16 protein-coding genes are annotated in these 16779 nt (G+C 71.5%); 4 read left to right on the forward strand and 12 right to left on the reverse strand.

Annotation, left to right across the window (positions count from 1 at the left end; all coding sequences use genetic code 11):
* Window positions 1-28: 28 nt before the first annotated feature.
* Both ACM26Y_RS18225 and ACM26Y_RS18230 read right to left on the reverse strand, forming a co-directional pair.
* Window positions 29-1120: a PLP-dependent cysteine synthase family protein gene (locus ACM26Y_RS18225; RefSeq protein WP_003937581.1), complete on the reverse strand. Its 1092-nt coding sequence runs from the start codon at window positions 1118-1120 to the stop codon at window positions 29-31.
* A complete protein-coding gene (locus ACM26Y_RS18230; RefSeq protein ID WP_416061520.1) occupies window positions 1117-1470 on the reverse strand; it encodes a DUF4229 domain-containing protein in 354 nt (117 codons plus the stop codon). The genes ACM26Y_RS18225 and ACM26Y_RS18230 overlap by 4 nt, the downstream gene beginning before the upstream one ends.
* A gap of 162 nt (window positions 1471-1632) precedes the next feature.
* Here ACM26Y_RS18230 and ACM26Y_RS18235 point away from each other — a divergent pair, with 162 nt between their 5' ends.
* Entirely contained in the window at window positions 1633-1845 is a 213-nt protein-coding gene (locus ACM26Y_RS18235) for a BldC family transcriptional regulator (RefSeq protein WP_003937579.1), read from the forward strand.
* Between the two features lie 123 nt (window positions 1846-1968).
* The gene (locus ACM26Y_RS18240) at window positions 1969-2172 is read left to right on the forward strand and encodes a hypothetical protein (RefSeq protein ID WP_003937578.1); all 204 of its coding nucleotides are present in this window, start codon (window positions 1969-1971) and stop codon (window positions 2170-2172) included.
* A gap of 222 nt (window positions 2173-2394) precedes the next feature.
* Here ACM26Y_RS18240 and ACM26Y_RS18245 read toward each other — a convergent pair whose 3' ends face one another.
* Genes ACM26Y_RS18245 through hemL form a run of 7 tightly spaced genes read right to left on the reverse strand, consistent with a single transcriptional unit; the run spans window position 2395 to window position 9595 of the window.
* Window positions 2395-3444, reverse strand: a complete 1050-nt coding sequence (locus tag ACM26Y_RS18245) for a MinD/ParA family protein (RefSeq protein WP_371383509.1) — start codon at window positions 3442-3444, stop codon at window positions 2395-2397.
* Window positions 3441-4421 (reverse strand): c-type cytochrome biogenesis protein CcsB, encoded by a 981-nt coding sequence (gene ccsB, locus ACM26Y_RS18250; RefSeq protein WP_416061521.1) that lies wholly within the window; start codon window positions 4419-4421, stop codon window positions 3441-3443. The genes ACM26Y_RS18245 and ccsB overlap by 4 nt, the downstream gene beginning before the upstream one ends.
* Window positions 4418-6097, reverse strand: a complete 1680-nt coding sequence (locus ACM26Y_RS18255) for a cytochrome c biogenesis protein ResB (protein WP_003937575.1) — start codon at window positions 6095-6097, stop codon at window positions 4418-4420. The genes ccsB and ACM26Y_RS18255 overlap by 4 nt, the downstream gene beginning before the upstream one ends.
* A complete protein-coding gene (locus ACM26Y_RS18260) occupies window positions 6094-6954 on the reverse strand; it encodes a cytochrome c biogenesis CcdA family protein (protein ID WP_052033990.1) in 861 nt (286 codons plus the stop codon). The genes ACM26Y_RS18255 and ACM26Y_RS18260 overlap by 4 nt, the downstream gene beginning before the upstream one ends.
* Window position 6955: 1 nt before the next feature.
* Window positions 6956-7573: a TlpA disulfide reductase family protein gene (locus ACM26Y_RS18265; protein WP_003937573.1), complete on the reverse strand. Its 618-nt coding sequence runs from the start codon at window positions 7571-7573 to the stop codon at window positions 6956-6958.
* Window positions 7570-8220 carry a histidine phosphatase family protein gene (locus tag ACM26Y_RS18270; protein ID WP_003937572.1) on the reverse strand — a complete coding sequence of 217 codons (651 nt, stop codon included), beginning with the start codon at window positions 8218-8220 and terminating at the stop codon, window positions 7570-7572. Before ACM26Y_RS18270 ends, ACM26Y_RS18265 begins: the two co-directional genes overlap by 4 nt.
* A gap of 52 nt (window positions 8221-8272) precedes the next feature.
* Window positions 8273-9595, reverse strand: a complete 1323-nt coding sequence (gene hemL, locus ACM26Y_RS18275; protein ID WP_054375244.1) for a glutamate-1-semialdehyde 2,1-aminomutase — start codon at window positions 9593-9595, stop codon at window positions 8273-8275.
* A gap of 81 nt (window positions 9596-9676) precedes the next feature.
* Between hemL and ACM26Y_RS18280 the strand changes: the two genes are divergently transcribed.
* Window positions 9677-11245 (forward strand): ATP-binding protein, encoded by a 1569-nt coding sequence (locus ACM26Y_RS18280; RefSeq protein WP_416061522.1) that lies wholly within the window; start codon window positions 9677-9679, stop codon window positions 11243-11245.
* Between the two features lie 9 nt (window positions 11246-11254).
* Complete coding sequence (locus ACM26Y_RS18285) at window positions 11255-13186, forward strand: acyl-CoA dehydrogenase (protein ID WP_416061523.1); 1932 nt, start codon at window positions 11255-11257, stop codon at window positions 13184-13186.
* A gap of 23 nt (window positions 13187-13209) precedes the next feature.
* On the opposite strand, the gene ACM26Y_RS18290 is transcribed toward ACM26Y_RS18285, so the two are convergent.
* The 3 genes from ACM26Y_RS18290 to ACM26Y_RS18300 all read right to left on the reverse strand — a co-directional run bounded on the left by ACM26Y_RS18290 (window position 13210) and on the right by ACM26Y_RS18300 (window position 16777).
* Window positions 13210-14103: a cyclase family protein gene (locus ACM26Y_RS18290; RefSeq protein WP_416061524.1), complete on the reverse strand. Its 894-nt coding sequence runs from the start codon at window positions 14101-14103 to the stop codon at window positions 13210-13212.
* 13 nt (window positions 14104-14116) lie between these two features.
* On the reverse strand, window positions 14117-15262 hold the full coding sequence (locus tag ACM26Y_RS18295; protein WP_416061525.1) for a PQQ-dependent sugar dehydrogenase: 1146 nt from the start codon (window positions 15260-15262) through the stop codon (window positions 14117-14119).
* A gap of 72 nt (window positions 15263-15334) precedes the next feature.
* The gene (locus tag ACM26Y_RS18300; protein WP_416061526.1) at window positions 15335-16777 is read right to left on the reverse strand and encodes an MFS transporter; all 1443 of its coding nucleotides are present in this window, start codon (window positions 16775-16777) and stop codon (window positions 15335-15337) included.
* Window positions 16778-16779 lie beyond the last annotated feature (2 nt).

A 16779-nucleotide genomic window follows, 5' to 3' on the forward strand; every position in this document is an offset into this window, starting at 1 on the left:
ACGGGCTCGTAAGGTCCGGATCGCGGGGTCACGCCCGCCATCTGCCGGTGGCCGTGAACTCCTCGAGCGTCGCAGCGGGGCCCGCCAGGTCCAGACCCTCCCCGGCCACCCAGTCGTCGTCGAAATAGGTGCCCGCGTAGCGCTCCCCGCCGTCGCACAGCAGGGTGACGACGCTGCCGCGCCGGCCGTCGGCGATCATCGCCGCGATCAGACCGAACGCACCCCAGAGATTGGTCCCGGTCGAGCCCCCGACGCGGCGGCCCAGGGCCTCGCTCGCGTGCCGCATCGCGGCGATCGACGCGGCGTCCGGCACCCGGATCATCCGATCCACCACCTGACCGACGAACGACGGCTCCACCCGGGGCCGGCCGATGCCCTCGATACGCGACGGCATGCCCGTCGTGTAGTCCACCGAGCCCGTCTCGTACCCGCCGTAGAACGCGGAATTCTCGGGGTCGACGACGGCCAGCCGGGTACGGTGCCGGCGATACCGGATGTACCGGCCGACCGTGGCGCTGGTGCCGCCGGTGCCGGCGCCGACGACGATCCACTCCGGGATCGGATGCTCCTCGAGCTGCAGCTGGGTGAAGATCGATTCGGCGATGTTGTTGTTGCCGCGCCAGTCGGTGGCTCGTTCCGCGTGCGTGAACTGGTCCATGTAGTGACCGCCCAGTTCGGCGGCGAGACGGCGCGCCTCGGTATAGATCTCCGGCGGCCGGTCGACGAAGTGGCACCGTCCACCCTGCGCCTCGATGAGTGCGACCTTCGCCGGGCTGGTACTCCGCGGCATCACCGCGACGAAGTCGAGGCCGAGCAGCTTGGCGAAGTACGCCTCGCTGACGGCAGTCGAGCCGGAAGATGCCTCGATGATCGGGGTGTCCGCGCGCACCCAGCCGTTGCAGATGGCGTAGAGGAACAGCGATCGCGCGAGCCGGTGCTTCAAGCTGCCGGTGATGTGCGTGGACTCGTCCTTGAGGTACAGCTGCACCCCCCACTCGGGGGGCAGCGGATAACGCAGGAGATGCGTGTCGGCGCTGCGCTGGGAGTCGGCTTCGATCAGCTGGACGGCACGATCCACCCACTCCCGCGACGCACTGCGGTCGACGACGCCTTCACTCACCTACGATCCTCGCCGCGCAGCCGGGACTGGAGGTCGGCCCGGTCGGCGCGGCGACGCGCGTCGACGGACGCGATGCCCGCGTTCACCCGGCGGCGCAGGGGCGCGAACACGACGAGCGAGAGCGGCAGCGCGATCAGCACCGCGAAGAGCGCAGCGACCAGCAGGGGGATCTCCACCCCGAACAGACGGGGAAGGTAGAGGATCACCACGGCGAGCACGAGGACGAGGAGCAGGCGGGCCAGCGAATAGAGGGCGACGTCCCGGGCCAAGGTGCCTCTGTCGGTGCCGGGATTTCCGGGCCGGCCGGGATTTCCGGGCTGGTCAGGGCGGTTCTGCGATGCTTCACTCACCTGTCCAGGGTAACCGCCGCGGGCAGCGGTCCATCTGGTCGACCGTCCGTTTTGTCTATTACTTCCGCTTTACCAACGGTAGACCGTTCGAGCAACCAGGGTATTCGGTGTCAACATGGCCACGACGATCCGAACGAGACGAAACACCCGGAAGGACCATCGATGAGCGCACCCGCATTCAACGGCGCGAAGGAATCCCTGCTGACCCCCGGCCAGGTCGCGGCCCTGTTCCACGTGGACCCGAAGACGGTCACCCGCTGGGCTCACGCCGGCCGGCTCGGCTCGCTGCGTACCCCGGGCGGTCATCGCCGCTTCCGGGAGTCCGAGGTGCTGGCGCTGCTGCGCTCCCTCACCACCGAAGCCACCACCCGCTGACCGGGCCGCACTCCTGATCGGGGACCGGGGGCGCACCGACACCCTCGCCGCTACGAATAGACTGAAAGAGCAGGCCCGGCCGGCCACGGAAAGGCCGGCAGACTGCTCGCGGCGAGGAGGTGCGTGGTGCTCTACCTGTTGGCCATAGTCGGTGCCCTCACGATTGCGGTGCTGCTGTGGAAGGCGTTCGGTCCCGGACTTCGCTCCCAGCCGACCCGCGTGATCGGCCCCGACGACGACCCGGACTTCCTGTGGGAGGTCGACCGGCAGTTCCGTCGCAATTCCACCGACGGCACCCCCGGCCCCGAGCAGGACCCCGGAGACTGACCCTCGGACCGCGGTGCCCGCTCCGTCGCTGCGCTCGCGGCGGAGCGAACCCGTCGCTGCGCTCGCCTGCGGTTTCGCTCCCGTCGCTGCGCTCGCCTGCGGTTCTCTCCCGTCGCTGCGCTCGCCTGCGGTTTCTCTCCCGTCGCTGCGCTCGCCCGGGGGTCATCTCCCGTCGCTGCGCTCGCCTGCGGTTTCTCTCCCGTCGCTGCGCTCGCCCGGGGGTCATCTCCCGCCGGCGGGCCGGCCCAGGTCACCTCGGCGCGGAAAGTCGGCGGCGACTCCCGCCGCCAGTTCCAGCAGCGCCCGCCGGGTGCGTGGCTGCAGCCGGGCCAGGTCGACCTCCGCGCCCTCCTCGAGGTGCGGATCGAACGGTAGTACGTGGACGCCGCGGCAGCGCCGGGCGAAGTGCTCGACCAGCCGGTCCACGTCCACCTTGCCGGACCGGGGCCGCACGGCGTTGACCACCGCCACCGAGCGGGCCACCAGGTCCCGGTAGCCGTGCGCGTCGAGCCAGTCCAGCGTCGCCGAGGCACTGCGCGCCCCGTCCACCGATCCGGAACTGACCACCACCAGCGTGTCCGCGTTCTCGAGGATCGCCCGCATCGCCGAGTGCATCAGTCCCGTGCCGCAGTCGGTGAGCACGATGGTGTGGAACCGTTCGAGGACGGCCAGCGTCCGCTCGTAGTCCCGCGCACTGAACGCTTCCGAGACGGCCGGATCGCTGTCCGAGGCCAGCACCTCGAGCCGGTGCCGATTCTGTGACGTATGGGCCCGCACATCGCTGTAGCGACGGATGCGCGCCTCGTCGCGCAGCAGGGTACGCACGGTTCCCGAGGCCCGGTCGGCGACCTTCTGGCTGAGCGTCCCCCGGTCGGGATTGGCGTCCACCGCGACCACCCGGTCGCCCCGCAGGGACGCGAATGTGGATCCGAGCGTGACCGTGACGGTGGTCTTTCCCACCCCGCCCTTCAGGCTCAGCAGCGCGATCCGGTAGCAGCCCCGGAGCGGTCCGCGCACCTGCTCTGTCAACTCACGCCGCTGACGGTCCCGTCGGCCGTCGCCGGGATCGATGCGCCCGCCGGTGCCGCGGTACACGGCCCGGCGCCACCCCCGCGCGGGCGCCGACTGCACCCGGTTCACGAGCAGCGACGCGTCCAGATCCCGCGCCGACGGTTGTGCTGTCCCCGCCCGCTCGCTCTCCTGCGGCACCACGCTGTCGTCCCCCGTCCCCGGTCCCCCACGGCCCGGCCGACGCGGACGATAACAGATCAGTTCAGGCCGGCGTACGAATGCAGACCGGAGACGACCATGTTGATGATGAAGAGGTTGAACAGCATGGCGACGAACCCGGCGACGTTGATCCAGGCCGCACGGGTGTTGCGCCAGCCCGACGTCGCACGGGCGTGCAGGTACGCCGCGTAGATCACCCAGGTGATGAAGGAGACGGTCTCCTTGGGATCCCAGCCCCAGAACCGGCCCCACGCGGCCTCGGCCCAGATCGCCCCCAGGATGATGCCGGCACCGAACAGCGGGAACCCGATGATGGTGGTGCGGTAGGCGAGACGGTCCAAAGTCTGCGCGTCGGGCAGGCGTTCGGCGATCCGGCCGAACACGCCGCGGCCTTCCTCGCCCTTCGGGAACCGGATGCGCAGCAGGAACAGCAGGCTGGCGACGCCGGAGACCAGGAAGATGCCGCTGCCGACGCTGATGATGGTCACGTGGATGGGCAGCCAGAACGACTGCAGGGCGGGCACGACGGGGGCGGCGTCGGCGTACAGCACGGTCGCCGCGAGGAACATCAGGATCAGCACCGGCACGAGCAGGTAGACCCACATGATCCGGTAGGCCGGCTTGCGCAGCACCACCAGCCCGAACAGCACCGCCGCGGCGGATGCCATGGCCACGAACTCGTACATGTTGCCGAGCGGGAAGCGCTCGGTGGACAGCCCGCGCAGCACGATCGACGTCACCTGCAGGGCAGCCACCACGACGACGAGCGCACGCCCCATGTTGCCGAGACGCTCGGACAGCGTCCGGCCCTGCACCTCCGCCACCCGGCCCGGTCCGGCCGGCTCCGACGGCGATTCGGCAGCGCCCACGGCGACGAGCTTGCGCTCGCGCTCGGCGACGAGGTCGGCCCGGTGCGACGCGTACTCGGCGATCAGCAGCACCAGCGCCAGCACCAGCACCGCGAACGCCGATTCGAACGCCCAGTCGCTGTACTGCGCGAGGGTCTCGTTGAGGGTCATGCCTTCTTCTCCTGTGCTGCCTTCGCACGTGCGGTCGTGTCGTCGCCGAGCAGTCGGCCGGTCAGACGCTCGAACTCGTCACCCCATCCGGCCTGATCGGTCCGGGCGAGACCACCGAGTTCTACTACGGTACGTCGTTCCCCGTCGGCCACTGTACCGGCCGGGTAGACCCGCACCCAGATCCGGCGGCGCTTGATCACCAGCGACACCAGCAGCCCCGCCATCATCGTGACGGCCGACAGCAGCACCCACGTCTGCGCCGGGTCGTGGGAGACCTGCAGGTTCACGAAGTCGGTCGCGCCGTCGAACCGGATCTGCGTCCCGTCGGCGAGCGTCACGCTCTCCCCCGCATACAGGTTCACACGGTCCTGCTTGACGAGCCGGCCCTGGTTGATCAGCTCGCCGTTCAGGGAGAACAGCGACTGCGGGGTGCCGGTGTCGAGACCCGTGTCGCCCTTGTAGATGTCGATCGCGACGGCGGGATCGGTCAGCGCCGGGTAGCCGGAGGACAACAGGTTGCCGTGGAACACCGCCGTGGGGGCGAACAGTCCCTCGATCGCGATCTGGTTGCGCCGCCGCTCGTCGGCATCCGGGTACATCCCGCCCGGCGGATCGAAGCGCATCGCGCCACTGCTGAGGAAGGTGGTCGCGTCGTCCGGTCGCCACTGCAGCTTCTCGGTGCGGGTCTCGCCGTCGGGCCATGTCACCGTGAAGGACGGCGCGAAGCCGTGGCCCTGCAGGTAGACGCGGTCGCTGCCGACCCGCAGCGGATGGTTCACCTTCAGCTGGGCCTCGCGCCAGGTGTTCGTCGCCAGGTCGGCCCCCGCCTGGTAGTCGATGTTCGAGGTGAACATCTCGGCCTGGCCGTTGTCGAGATAGTCCGCGGAGAAGTCCTTCACGCGGATGCACATCGGAGTCAGGCCCGTGCCGTCGAGGGTGTTGCCCGCGCGGAAGGAGTCGAACGCCGCCGGCGAGCTGGTGCAGAACTCCTCGCCGTCGGCGACCAGGATGCGCTGGCCCTCGTAGCCGAACAGCTTGCCCACCGCGACGGCGGCGAGCAGCCCCACCAGCGCGAGGTGGAACAGCAGGTTGCCGGCCTCGCGCAGGTATCCCTTCTCCGCCGAGAGGGTGAGTTCCCCGTCGCGCGCGCCGCGGCGGGCGCCCGGCTCGTCGCCGCGCTCGGCGATGCGCCAGCCCCGCAGCTGACCCCGTACCCGGGCGAGCACCTCCTCCGGGGTGCCGTCGACCGTGGCCTCGAGGTGGTGCGGCAGTCGCGACAGGTTGCGCGGCGCCGGCACGGGCCGGGTGCGCAGCGCCCGGTAGTACTCGGTGCAGCGCGGCAGGATGCAGCCGATCAGGGAGACGAACAGCAGCACGTAGATCGCGGTGAACCAGAAGCTGCCGAACACGTCGAACAGCTCCAGCCGGTCCATCAGCGGCCCGAGGGTCGGGCGCGCGGCGATGTACTCGTCGACCTTGCCGGCGTTGAGGCTGCGCTGCGGCAGCAGCGCGCCGGGGATCGCGGCCAGCGCGAGCAGGAACAGCAGCACCAGCGCGGTGCGCATCGACGTCAGGCCGCGCCAGGTGTTGCGGACGAACGCCGCGGCGCGGCCGGCCGGGCCCTGCCGCGGCGGGGTCGGTGACGGTGGGGCGGTGGGTGTGTCGGTGGCCGTCATATCGGGAGCGTGACCTCGGAGATGAAGGCGTCCCGGATCCAGGAGACGAACACGTCCCAGGCGCCGGTGACGAGGGCGATTCCGACGGCCACGAGCATGAAGCCGCCGACGAGCTGGACGGTGCGGGCGTGGGCGCGCAACCAGCCCACCCCGCGCAGGGCCCGGGCGGAGCCCAGCGCGAGAACGACGAAGGGCAGCCCGAGACCGAGGCAGTACGCCACGATGAGCGCGACGCCCCGGGCGGCGGTGGTGCCCTCGGTGCCGGCGGCCAGGGAGATCACCCCGGCGAGGGTGGGGCCGAGGCACGGCGTCCATCCCAGGGCGAAGACGCCGCCGAGCAGCGGCGCGCCGGCCAGCCCGGAGATTCGCCGGGGTTCGGGGCGGGTGTCGCGCTGCAGGGCCGGGATCAGGCCGACGAACACCAGCCCCATCACGATGGTGACCACCCCGCCGATCCGCATCAGCAGCTCGCGGTTGACGGAGAGCGCGGAGATCGCCCCGAACACCGACGCGGTGGCGAGGACGAACACCACCGTGAATCCGGCGACGAACAGCGCGGCGGCCCCGGCGACGCGTAGCCGGCCGTCGTCGCGGACGGTGGTGGTGCGTCCCCGCGCCTCGGCGGCGGTGACCGCCGGGGCCTCGGCGCCCACGACCCCGGCCAGATAGGACAGGTAGCCGGGCACGAGCGGCACCACGCAGGGCGAGGCGAAGGACACGAGCCCGGCCAGCAGGCACGCTCCGAGGGCCAGCAGCAGCGGGCCGGACGAGGCGACCGACTGGAAGGTGTCCCCGATGCCCGCGGCGAGGACGGCCTCGCTCACGAGCGGACTACTGCTCACGACTGCACCACCCATGTCACTGCTCGGCGGGGGTTTCCGCGGCGATCCGCTCGACGACCGGCTGCAGATCGCTCGCGAGCAGTTCGGTGAGGAAGACCGCCGCGACGCGATGGTCACGATCGAGGACGACCGTGGTGGGGACGACCGACGTCGGGTAGTTCGCCCCGAGCGCCAGCAGCGAGCGCATCGACGGGTCGTAGATCGACGGGTAACCGACCCGGTTGTCGACGACGAAGTCCTGGGCCTTGTCGCGCTGGTTGTCGCGGACGTTGATGCCGAGGAACTGCACGCCCTGGTCCTCGGTGGCCTCGTAGACCTGTTCGAGGTCGTCGGCCTCACTACGGCACGGGGCACACCACTGGCCCCACACGTTGAGCACCACCACCTGGCCGGCGTAGTCGTCGAGCGAGATCGTCTCACCCTCGTTCATCAGGTCCTCGCCCGTGAGCGTCCCGAGGGTGCCGCGTTCGGCGGGCGGGTCGTAGAAGATCCGGGTCTGACCGCCCGGCGAGACGAAGTCGAAGGTGCCGCCGGTGGCGACGGCGTCGTCGCCGGTCGCGCACGAGGTGAGGACGACACTACAGGCCAGCGCCGTCGCCGCCAGCGCCGCCCGTCGCGTGGCCCGGCGTCTCATGCGCCGTGGACGGTCGGGTCCGAGGCCCCGGCCGGTTCGGAGTAGACGATGTCGACGAGGGTGTCGCCCTGGTACACCAGCGAGGTCAGCGACGCCAGGCTGCACTGGCGGTGCTGCGGGTTGTGCCACAGCCGTTCCCCTTCGAGGAAGCGGCGCAGGGTCCACACCGGAAGCTGGTGGCTCACGCACACGGCTTCGCGTCCCACGGCTGCGACACGAGCGGCGTTGACCGCGGCCAGCATGCGGTGCGCGATCTGCAGGTAGGGCTCACCCCACGACGGGGTGAAGGGGTCGCGCAGCTTCCACCAGTGCCGCGGGCGGCGCAGCGCCCCGTCGCCGACGGCCACTCGCAGGCCCTCGAACTGGTTGCCCGCCTCGACGAGGTTCTCGTCCGTCGCCACGGGCAGGCCGTGCTTGTCCGCGATGGGCTGGGCGGTCTGCTGGGCCCGCTCGAGCGGGGAGGCGACGATGTGCGCGATGTCGTGGTCGGCGAGGGCCGAGGCCACCGACCGGGCCTGCGCCTCCCCGGTCACGGACAGCCGGAAACCGGGCAGCCGGCCGTAGAGGATGCCACTGGGGTTGTGCACCTCGCCGTGCCGGAGCACGTGCACGATGGTGCGGGTCTCGGACGGGGCAGGTTCGGTCACGTGGGAGTTCCTCGGGTGTGCGGCGGGTGTGGACGGCCTGGAAGAGGCGCGCTCAGGCGGTGGCGGCTGCCGCGGCCTTCGCGGCGTGCGGCAGTGCGTCGGCGATGCGGGAGAACGCGTCGTCGTCGAGCGCGGACGAGACGAACCACGTCTCGAACGCGCTCGGCGGGGCGTAGACGCCGTGGTCGAGCAGGGCATGGAAGAACGCGGGGAACCGCCACGTCTGCGCGGCCTTGGCCTGCGCGTAGTCGGTGACCGGCTCCTCGGTGAAGAACACGCTGAGCATGGTGCCGGCGAACTGGACCCGGTGGGCCACGCCCTCCGCCGTCAGTGCCTCACCGATCATCCGTCCGAGGGTGGTGGCGTTGCGGTCGAGCGCGGCGTAGGCGTCGCTGTCGGCGGCGCGCAGGCTGGCGAGGCCGGCCGCGACGGCGACCGGATTGCCCGACAGGGTGCCGGCCTGGTACACGGGCCCGGCCGGCGCGAGATGAGCCATCACGTCGGCGCGGCCACCGAATGCGGCCGCGGGCAGTCCGCCGCTCATCACCTTGCCGAACGTCATGAGGTCACCGGCGACGCCGTCGATGCCGTACCACCCGGCCGGTCCCGCCCGGAACCCGGTCATCACCTCGTCCATGATCAGCAGCGCGCCGTGCTCGCGGGTCAGCTCGCGCAGACCGGCGTTGAAGCCGGGCACCGGCGGGACGGTGCCCATGTTGCCGGCAGCGGCTTCGGTGATCACCGCCGCGATCTTCCCCGGTTCGGCCGCGAACGCCGCGCGCACCGCCTCGAGGTCGTTGTACGGCAGGACGATCGTGTCCTCGGCCTGAGCGCCCGTCACCCCCGGCGACGTCGGCAGCCCGAAGGTGGCGACGCCGGATCCGGCGTCGGCGAGCAGGGCGTCGACGTGACCGTGATAACAGCCCGCGAACTTGACGATCTTGGTCCGGCCGGTGAATCCGCGCGCCAGCCGCACCGCGCTCATCGTCGCCTCGGTACCGGAATTGACGAGCCGGACCTGCTCGACGGGCTCGACGCGGGCCACGATCTCCTCCGCGAGTTCCACCTCGCCGGCGGTCGGCGCGCCGAACGACAGTCCCGTCGTGGCGGCACTGCGCACCGCGTCGACGACGGCCGGGTGCGCATGGCCGAGGATCATCGGCCCCCACGAACACACCAGGTCGACATACGAATTGCCATCGACGTCGGTCAGCGTGCAGCCCGATGCGGAGGCGACGAAGCGCGGGGTGCCGCCGACCGATCCGAATGCGCGGACCGGAGAGTTCACACCCCCGGGAATCACCTTCGACGCCCGGTCGAACAGTGCGGTGGATACGGAGTCGCGGGCGCGAGATGCATCGGGGGTCGCAGTCACGACCTCCAGTGTCCCAGTTTCGCGGGATTTGCCAAAAGGCGCGGCCCCTGCAACGGCGGTCGTTGCGGTAGGAATGTGACCATGGTCTCGTTCGACGACGTCCGTACCGCCCTCGCCGACCGGTTCCGGGTCGTCACCGCCGCGTTGTCCGCCGACGGACGTGAGGTACTTCTCACCGGACCGGTGGACGTCGGCCTGGAGGTCGGCGGATTCGCGGTCGTCGAACTCGACGACGAGCGCCCTCTCGCCGTGCAGGTCCGCAGCGCGCGCATCGTCGAGCGCGAGGGCGCAGACGTCGACGTCGACGTGGACCAACCGGGTCTGCCGGTGCGCTCCGTGCGCGGCCGCGCCATGGTGCGGACGCTGGCGGGGTCCGCGAGTGTGCTCGGCGTGTTCGGCGACGGCCGGTTCGCCGCCACGCCGGAAGTCGCACCGTTCCCCGAGCGGCATGTGCGGCCGGCCACCGCGGCCGAGACCGCGACGCTCGCGGCCGCCCTGACCGGCACCCTCGACGTCGGCACCCTGCTGCACACCCCGGCCGTGGCCGCGCGGCTGCACCCGGCGGGCTTCGCCCGGCACACCTTCATGTGCGGCCAGTCCGGCTCCGGCAAGACGTACACCACCGGGGCGGTCCTCGAGCGGCTGCTCGCCGCGACGACCCTGCCGATCGTGGTGCTCGATCCCAACTCCGACCACGTGCACCTCGGCCGGCTGCGGGATCCGGAGGACGAGTCCCCCGTCGCGCAGCGGCATCGCCGGGCCGCCGCCGGCGTGCGGGTGGTACGGGCCCGCGGCACCGGCGCCGACCACCTGCTGTGCCTGGATCTGAGCGACCTCCCCCTCGTCGCGCAGGCCCTGCTGCTGCGTCTGGACCCGGTGCACGACCTCGACGAGTACTCGGCGCTGCGCCGCGTCACCGCCGCCCTCGACGCCCCCTACTCCGTCGCGGACGTGCGGTCCGCGGCGGCCGCGGACCCTGAGACGGGGCGTCTGGCGACCCGCATCGACAATCTGGGGATCGCGTCGTGGGATCTGTGGCGGCGGGGGGAGGAACGCTCGGCCGCCGAACTCGACGTGAGCGCGGGCCGGTGCTTCGTGATCGATCTCGGCAGCCTGAACACCCCCGGGGAGCGGGCCGCGGTGTCGCTCGGGCTGCTGGGCCGGGTGTGGATGCTGCGACGGCGCCGCCTGCCCATGCTCCTCGTGGTGGACGAGGCCCACAACATCCTGCCGTCGGTCACGGCGGATCCGTTGTTGTCGAGCACCGCGGACCTGGGGGTGCTCATCGCCGGTGAGGGACGCAAGTTCGGGCTGCACCTGTTCGTGGCGACGCAGCGTCCGGGGAAGGTGCATCCGAACGTCGTCTCCCAGTGCGACAACCTGCTCCTGATGCGCATGAACGGCAGCACCGACATCGAGGAGCTGTCCCACCTGTTCTCCCACGTCCCCCCGGCGATGCTGCGCCGCGCCACGACCTTCGGGCTCGGTCAGGCCCTGTTCGCCGGGCCGATCGCCCCGACTCCGCTGCTCGCGCGCGTGGGTACCCGGGTCAGTCCGGAAGGGGGCGCGGACGTCCCGACGGACTGGGCGCATGCCGCAGCCGATACCGACGTTCTCACATACCCACACGAAGGGCCCGAATCGTCCTAGTGTCGTTTCATGACGACCGCAGCTGAGCACATCCGCATCACCCTGGACGGCGCGTGGCGGCAGGCGCGCGAGCGGGCACGCACGGACCTGGACCGGCCCGAGTTCGCCCCGCACTACACCCCGGACCTGGACGAGGCCCGGGCGATCACGCTGAAGCAGATGCGGATGCTCGCGGAATCCGGCTACGCCCGGGCGGGCTTCGCGAAGGCGGTGGGCGGCGGCGGCGACGCCGGCGGCGCGGTGGCGTCGATCGAGATACTCGCCATGTCGGACCTGTCCCTGATGGTCAAGGCCGGGGTGCAGTGGGGCCTGTTCGGCGGCGCGATCGAGAATCTCGGCACGGCCCGCCACCACGACCGCTACATCAACCCCCTCATCGACCTCGACCTGCTCGGCTGCTTCGCGATGACCGAGACCGGCCACGGCTCCGACGTCCAGTCGCTCGAGACGACGGCCTCGTACGACCCGGGCACCGAGGAGTTCGTCATCCACTCCCCGACGCCGTCCTCGCGCAAGGACTACATCGGCGGGGCGGCGCAGCACGCGACGGTCGCCGCGGTGTTCGCACAGCTGATCACCGGGGGCAAGTCCCAGGGCGTGCACTGCTTCGTCGTGCCGATCCGCGACGAGAACGGCGACGACCTGCCCGGCGTCACCACCTCCGACTGCGGCCACAAGGGCGGCCTGCCGGGCGTGGACAACGGCCGGATCATGTTCGACCACGTGCGGATTCCGCGGGAGAACCTGCTCAACCGGTACGCCGACGTCGAGGCCGACGGCACCTACGTCTCGGCGATCGAGAATCCGAACCGCCGCTTCTTCACCATGGTGGGCACGCTCGTGCGGGGCCGGGTCACCGTCGGCGGCTCGGCGGGTGCCGCGGCCCGCGTCGCGCTGTCCGTCGCCACGCGATATGCGCTGCAGCGCCGCCAGTTCAGCGCTCCCGGTGACGAGAAGGAAGTGCTGCTGATGGACTATCTGGTTCATCAGCGTCGCCTGCTGCCGCTCATCGCCAGGTCGTACGCGCTGACCTTCGCGCAGAACGAGCTGATCTCCACCATGGACCGGATCCAGACCACGCCCGTCGAGGAGGTGGATCCGCAGGAGCAGCGTGAGCTCGAGGGTCGCGCGGCCGGGCTGAAGGTCGCCAACACCGCCCATGCGACGCGCGCCATCCAGGAGTGCCGTGAGGCCTGCGGCGGCGCCGGGTACATGGCCGAGAACCGGCTCACCGCGCTGAAGGCGGACACGGACGTGTTCACCACGTTCGAGGGCGACAACCACGTGCTGACCCAGCTCGTCGCCAAGGAACTGCTCACCGCCTACGCGGACGAGGTCCGTGGCATGAGCCCGGTGGAATGGATGAAGTTCGCCGCCGTCACGGTGTCGGACATCGTCAAGAAGCGCACCGCCGCGCAGCAGATCATCCAGACGCTCGTCGACACCCGGAAGGACAACGAGGAGGACGGCAGCCTCTTCGACCGGGGCACGCAGATGACGATGTTCGAGGACCGGGAACAGTACCTGCTCTCGACGGCGGCGCGGCGACTGCAGGCCGCGTCGAACCGCGAGGAGAACCTGTTCGACGCCTTCAACTTCGTGCAGGACCACGTGCTGCACGCGGCGCGTGCCCACATCGACCGGGTCGTGCTCGAGGCGTTCGTCGCCGGGATCGAGTCGTGTCCCGACGCGGAGGCCCGCGAGCTGCTGTCGGACCTGTGCGACCTCTACGCGCTCAGCGTCATCGACGAGGACAAGGCCTGGTACATGGAGCACCGGCAGCTGTCGGTGGAACGGGCGAAGGCGGTGCTGCGCGGCATCAACGAGCGCTGCCGGACCCTGCGTCCCCACGTGCCGGCCCTCGTCGAGGGCCTCGGCGTGCCGGAGCATCTGCTCGGGTCGGCGATGCTCGACGCCACGGACGCCGGTCGCCTCGGCTGACCGTGTCGGGCCGGGTGCCGGATTCAGACCAGCGCCAGTACCCGGCACGGCCCACCGGTGCCGCCGGCGTGCTTGGGCGCGCCGACGACGACGGTCGCGCCGCGCGGCGGCACGGTGGCGAGGTTCGCCATCGCCTCGATGCCGTAGCGGCCCGCGCCGAGCAGCTCCACGTGGGCGCCGACGTCGCCCGCCCGGTCGAGGCTCAGGGTGTCGACGCCGAGTCCCACGACGTTCCGTTCGTGCACGAGCATGCGCACCGCATCGCGGTCGAAGCCCGGTGCGTGCGGGATGCGGAGTGCGTCGGCGTTGACGAAGCGGGCGGGGTCGGCGAGGCGGGCCTCCCACCCCGAGTGCATCACGACGAGGGCGCCCGGCGGGATCGGGCCGTGTTGCCGTTCCCATGCCGCCACGTCGTCGACGGTGACCACCGCGTCGTCGTCCTGCGCGGCCTTGCCGGCGATGTCGACGACGGCGAGCGGGGCTACGAAGTCCCGCACCGGCAGCGCCTCGACGGTGGCGCCGCCGCGCACGATGTGGGCCGGGGCGTCGAGGTGGGTGCCGGTGTGCTCCCACAGCGACATCGCGTTGACGGCGAATCGCCCGGTGTCGAACGTGGCCACGGGACGCATCGCGAACTGTTCGTTGCCGGGCCATACCGGGAACTGCGGGGTCAGCGTGTGGGTCAGGTCGATCACCGTGTCGGCCCGCACGGCGGCGGTGTCCCCACCGGCTCGTGCCGGCGCCGCGGCGGCGGTCGCAGCGCCCAGACCCGCGGCGCTCACGCCGAGACCCGCGGCGCTCGCGCCGAGACCCGCGGCGCTCGCGCCGAGGGCCGCGAGGAAGGACCGGCGGCCGAATCGCGCCCGGCCGTCCTCGATTTCGCGGTACGCCCGGTCCAGCACGGCCGGTGAGCACATTCGTCTCGCCCTCTCAGTCGGCGGCGGGTTCCACCAGCAGGACCCGGTCGTCGCGGCCGTTGTCCGTCGTGACGAGCAGCGCGCCGTCGGGCCGTGCGGTCACCGACCGCAGCCTGCCGAACTGCCCTTCGAGCGCGGTCGCGGTCTCGTCCACCGACCGCCCGTCGGCGGTCAGTTCGAGGAACAGGAGTTTCTCCTGCTGCTGGCTCGTGATCACCAGCGCGCCGTCCCAGCCCTGCCAGCCGGCACCGGTGACGAAGGTGCCGCCGGGAGTCGCGAGGGTGGGGGCACCGGAACTCCACACGGCCCCGATCGCTCCCGGAACGCGGGCCGGATCGGTCATGGGCACCGACTCGTCGTAGACGAACGGGAAGCGGTCGGGGCGGTAGCCGTAGTTGCCGCCGGGCTGCAGGAGATTCACCTCGTCGTCGCGGACGGTGCCCTGTTCGACGGCATAGAGCTCGCCCGTACCGGGACGCAGCGCCAGCCCCTGCACGTTGCGGTGGCCGAAAGTGAACACGGGACTGTCCGGGTCGGGGTTTCCCGCCGCCGGGGTGCCGTCCGGATCGATGTGGAGCACCTTGCCGCCCAGGCTGTTCCGGTCCTGAGGCACCTGGGGGTGGGCGGTGTCGCCCGTCCCGACGAACAGCGACCCGTCGGGATGGGCGAACAGCCGGCACCCGCCGTGACGGCCGCCCTGCCCGACCGGGATGCCGGCGAGCACGGTGGCGCCACGGGTCAGTTCCGTCCATCCGGGATCGACCGTCCAGGACTGCACCCGAATGTCGGTGCCGTCGGGACCGCGGTGGCCCTGACAGCTGTAGAGGGTCCGGCTCGTCCTGAAATCCGCCGCCAGCGCCAGACCCATCAGGCCGGTCTCGCCCTCGGCGTACAGGTCGGACAGGTCGGCGCGCACCTCCCGGACGGCACCGTTCGGATCCCGGACCACGAAGCGGCCCCGGCGTTCTCCGGTGAGGATCGTGCCGTCCGGAGCGGCGACGACGTCCCACGGCTTGCTCAGCCCCTCCATCAGCGGCGTCACGGTCAGCTCGGGTAGCGCGCCGGCCTCGGGTGGCGCCGCATGGGCGCTCGACGTCCCGGCCGCGAGCAGGCCGACTGCGATCGCCGCCGCGCAGCTCCCCGAGATTCGCACGCGCATCTCCTCTTCGCCGGATCCCGGGGATGCTACGGACACGGGCCGCGCCGGACGGTGACGACACGCGCGGCGGCGTCAGATTCGTTCGGGTTCCGCTGCGGAAGCGTCCGCGGGTGCCGACCGGAGCCGCTCGCCGCGCGCCGGAACCGCCCGGCGGGCGGCGAGCATGCCGAGCACCGCCACGGCGGCGAACCCGAACAGCAGCAGCCGCGCCGAACGCACGCCGGACGGTTGTCCCGCGTTGACCAGGACTCCGGCCAGTGCTGCGCCGAACGCGTTCGCGATCAACTGGACGGTGTTGATCGCAGCGGACGCCTTGCCGCTCTCGCGCGGGTCGGGGACGGCGTTCATCGCGGCGACCGCAAGGTGCGGCCACGCGATGCCGATGCCCGCGCCCGTGACGACCAGTCCCGTGACCCACGCCGCGACTGCAGCCGGTCCGGCCTCGTCACGCACGGCGGCCGCCATGAGCGCGAGGCCGAGGCCGACGAGCACCGGAGCACTCACTACGATGCGGCGCACGGTCCGGGGCGCGGACGCCGAGGCGCTCGGCATCTCACCGAGCGTCCACCCCACCGCGAGGGTGGCACCGAGGAAGCCGGCGGCCAGCGGCGCGAGGCCGGCGAGGCGCTGCCCGAACAACGGAACGAACGTCTCGGCGGTCGAGACGACCGCCAGCCCTGCGATCGTCAGGTACACCCAGCGCAGCCTGGCGGTGGTGAATGTCGCCGCCGGCAGGATGCCGTGGGGGCTGCGACGGTCGACGGCGACGAACGCGACCACGGCAGCGGACGCGACCGCGAGCAGGGCGATCGTGGACGCACCGCCGGTCACGACGGCGGCCACGCTGACCGCCAGGGTCGCGGCGGTGAGGAGGGCCAGCGAACCGAGCGGAATCCTGCCGGCAGCGCGCGATCCGCGGGCGTGCGCCGCCAGGGTGAAGGGCACCGCGGTTGCGACCGCGAGCGTGCAGACCAGCAACGCGCCGAACGCCCATCGCCAGGCGTGGAACTGGGCGAACACGCCGCCGACGGCGGGTCCCGCGAAGGTCCCCACACCCCACATCGCCGACACGAGCGCCGCGCCGCGGCTCCAGAGGCGTTCGGGCAGAGCACTGTTCAGGACTGCGTAGCCGAGTCCGGCGAGCAGGCCGCCGCCGAGTCCTTGGACCGCCCGGCCCGCCAGCAGCGTCTCCATGGACGGGGCGAGCGCGCACACGAGGGTGCCGGCCGCGAAAGCCCCCAGCCCCAGGAGGTAGGCGCCCCGGGGTCCGCGTACGGCGAGGATCCGGGCCACGGTCGTCGAGGAGACCACCGAAGCGAGGAGGAACACCGTCGCCGTCCACGCGTAGTAGGCGTGACCGCCGATCTCCTCGACTGCGGTCGGCAGCAGGCTCGCGGTGAGGTACACGTTGGTGGCATAGAGGGCAACTCCACCAGCGAGAACCGCTGCCGTACCGAGGTATTCGCGCCCGAGAAGTTCCGACCAGGTGCCGGGACGAGTCGTGGATCCTTGCATGA

The sequence above is a fragment of the Rhodococcus indonesiensis genome (assembly GCF_047782815.1).
Classification (GTDB): Bacteria; Actinomycetota; Actinomycetes; order Mycobacteriales; family Mycobacteriaceae; genus Rhodococcus; species Rhodococcus indonesiensis.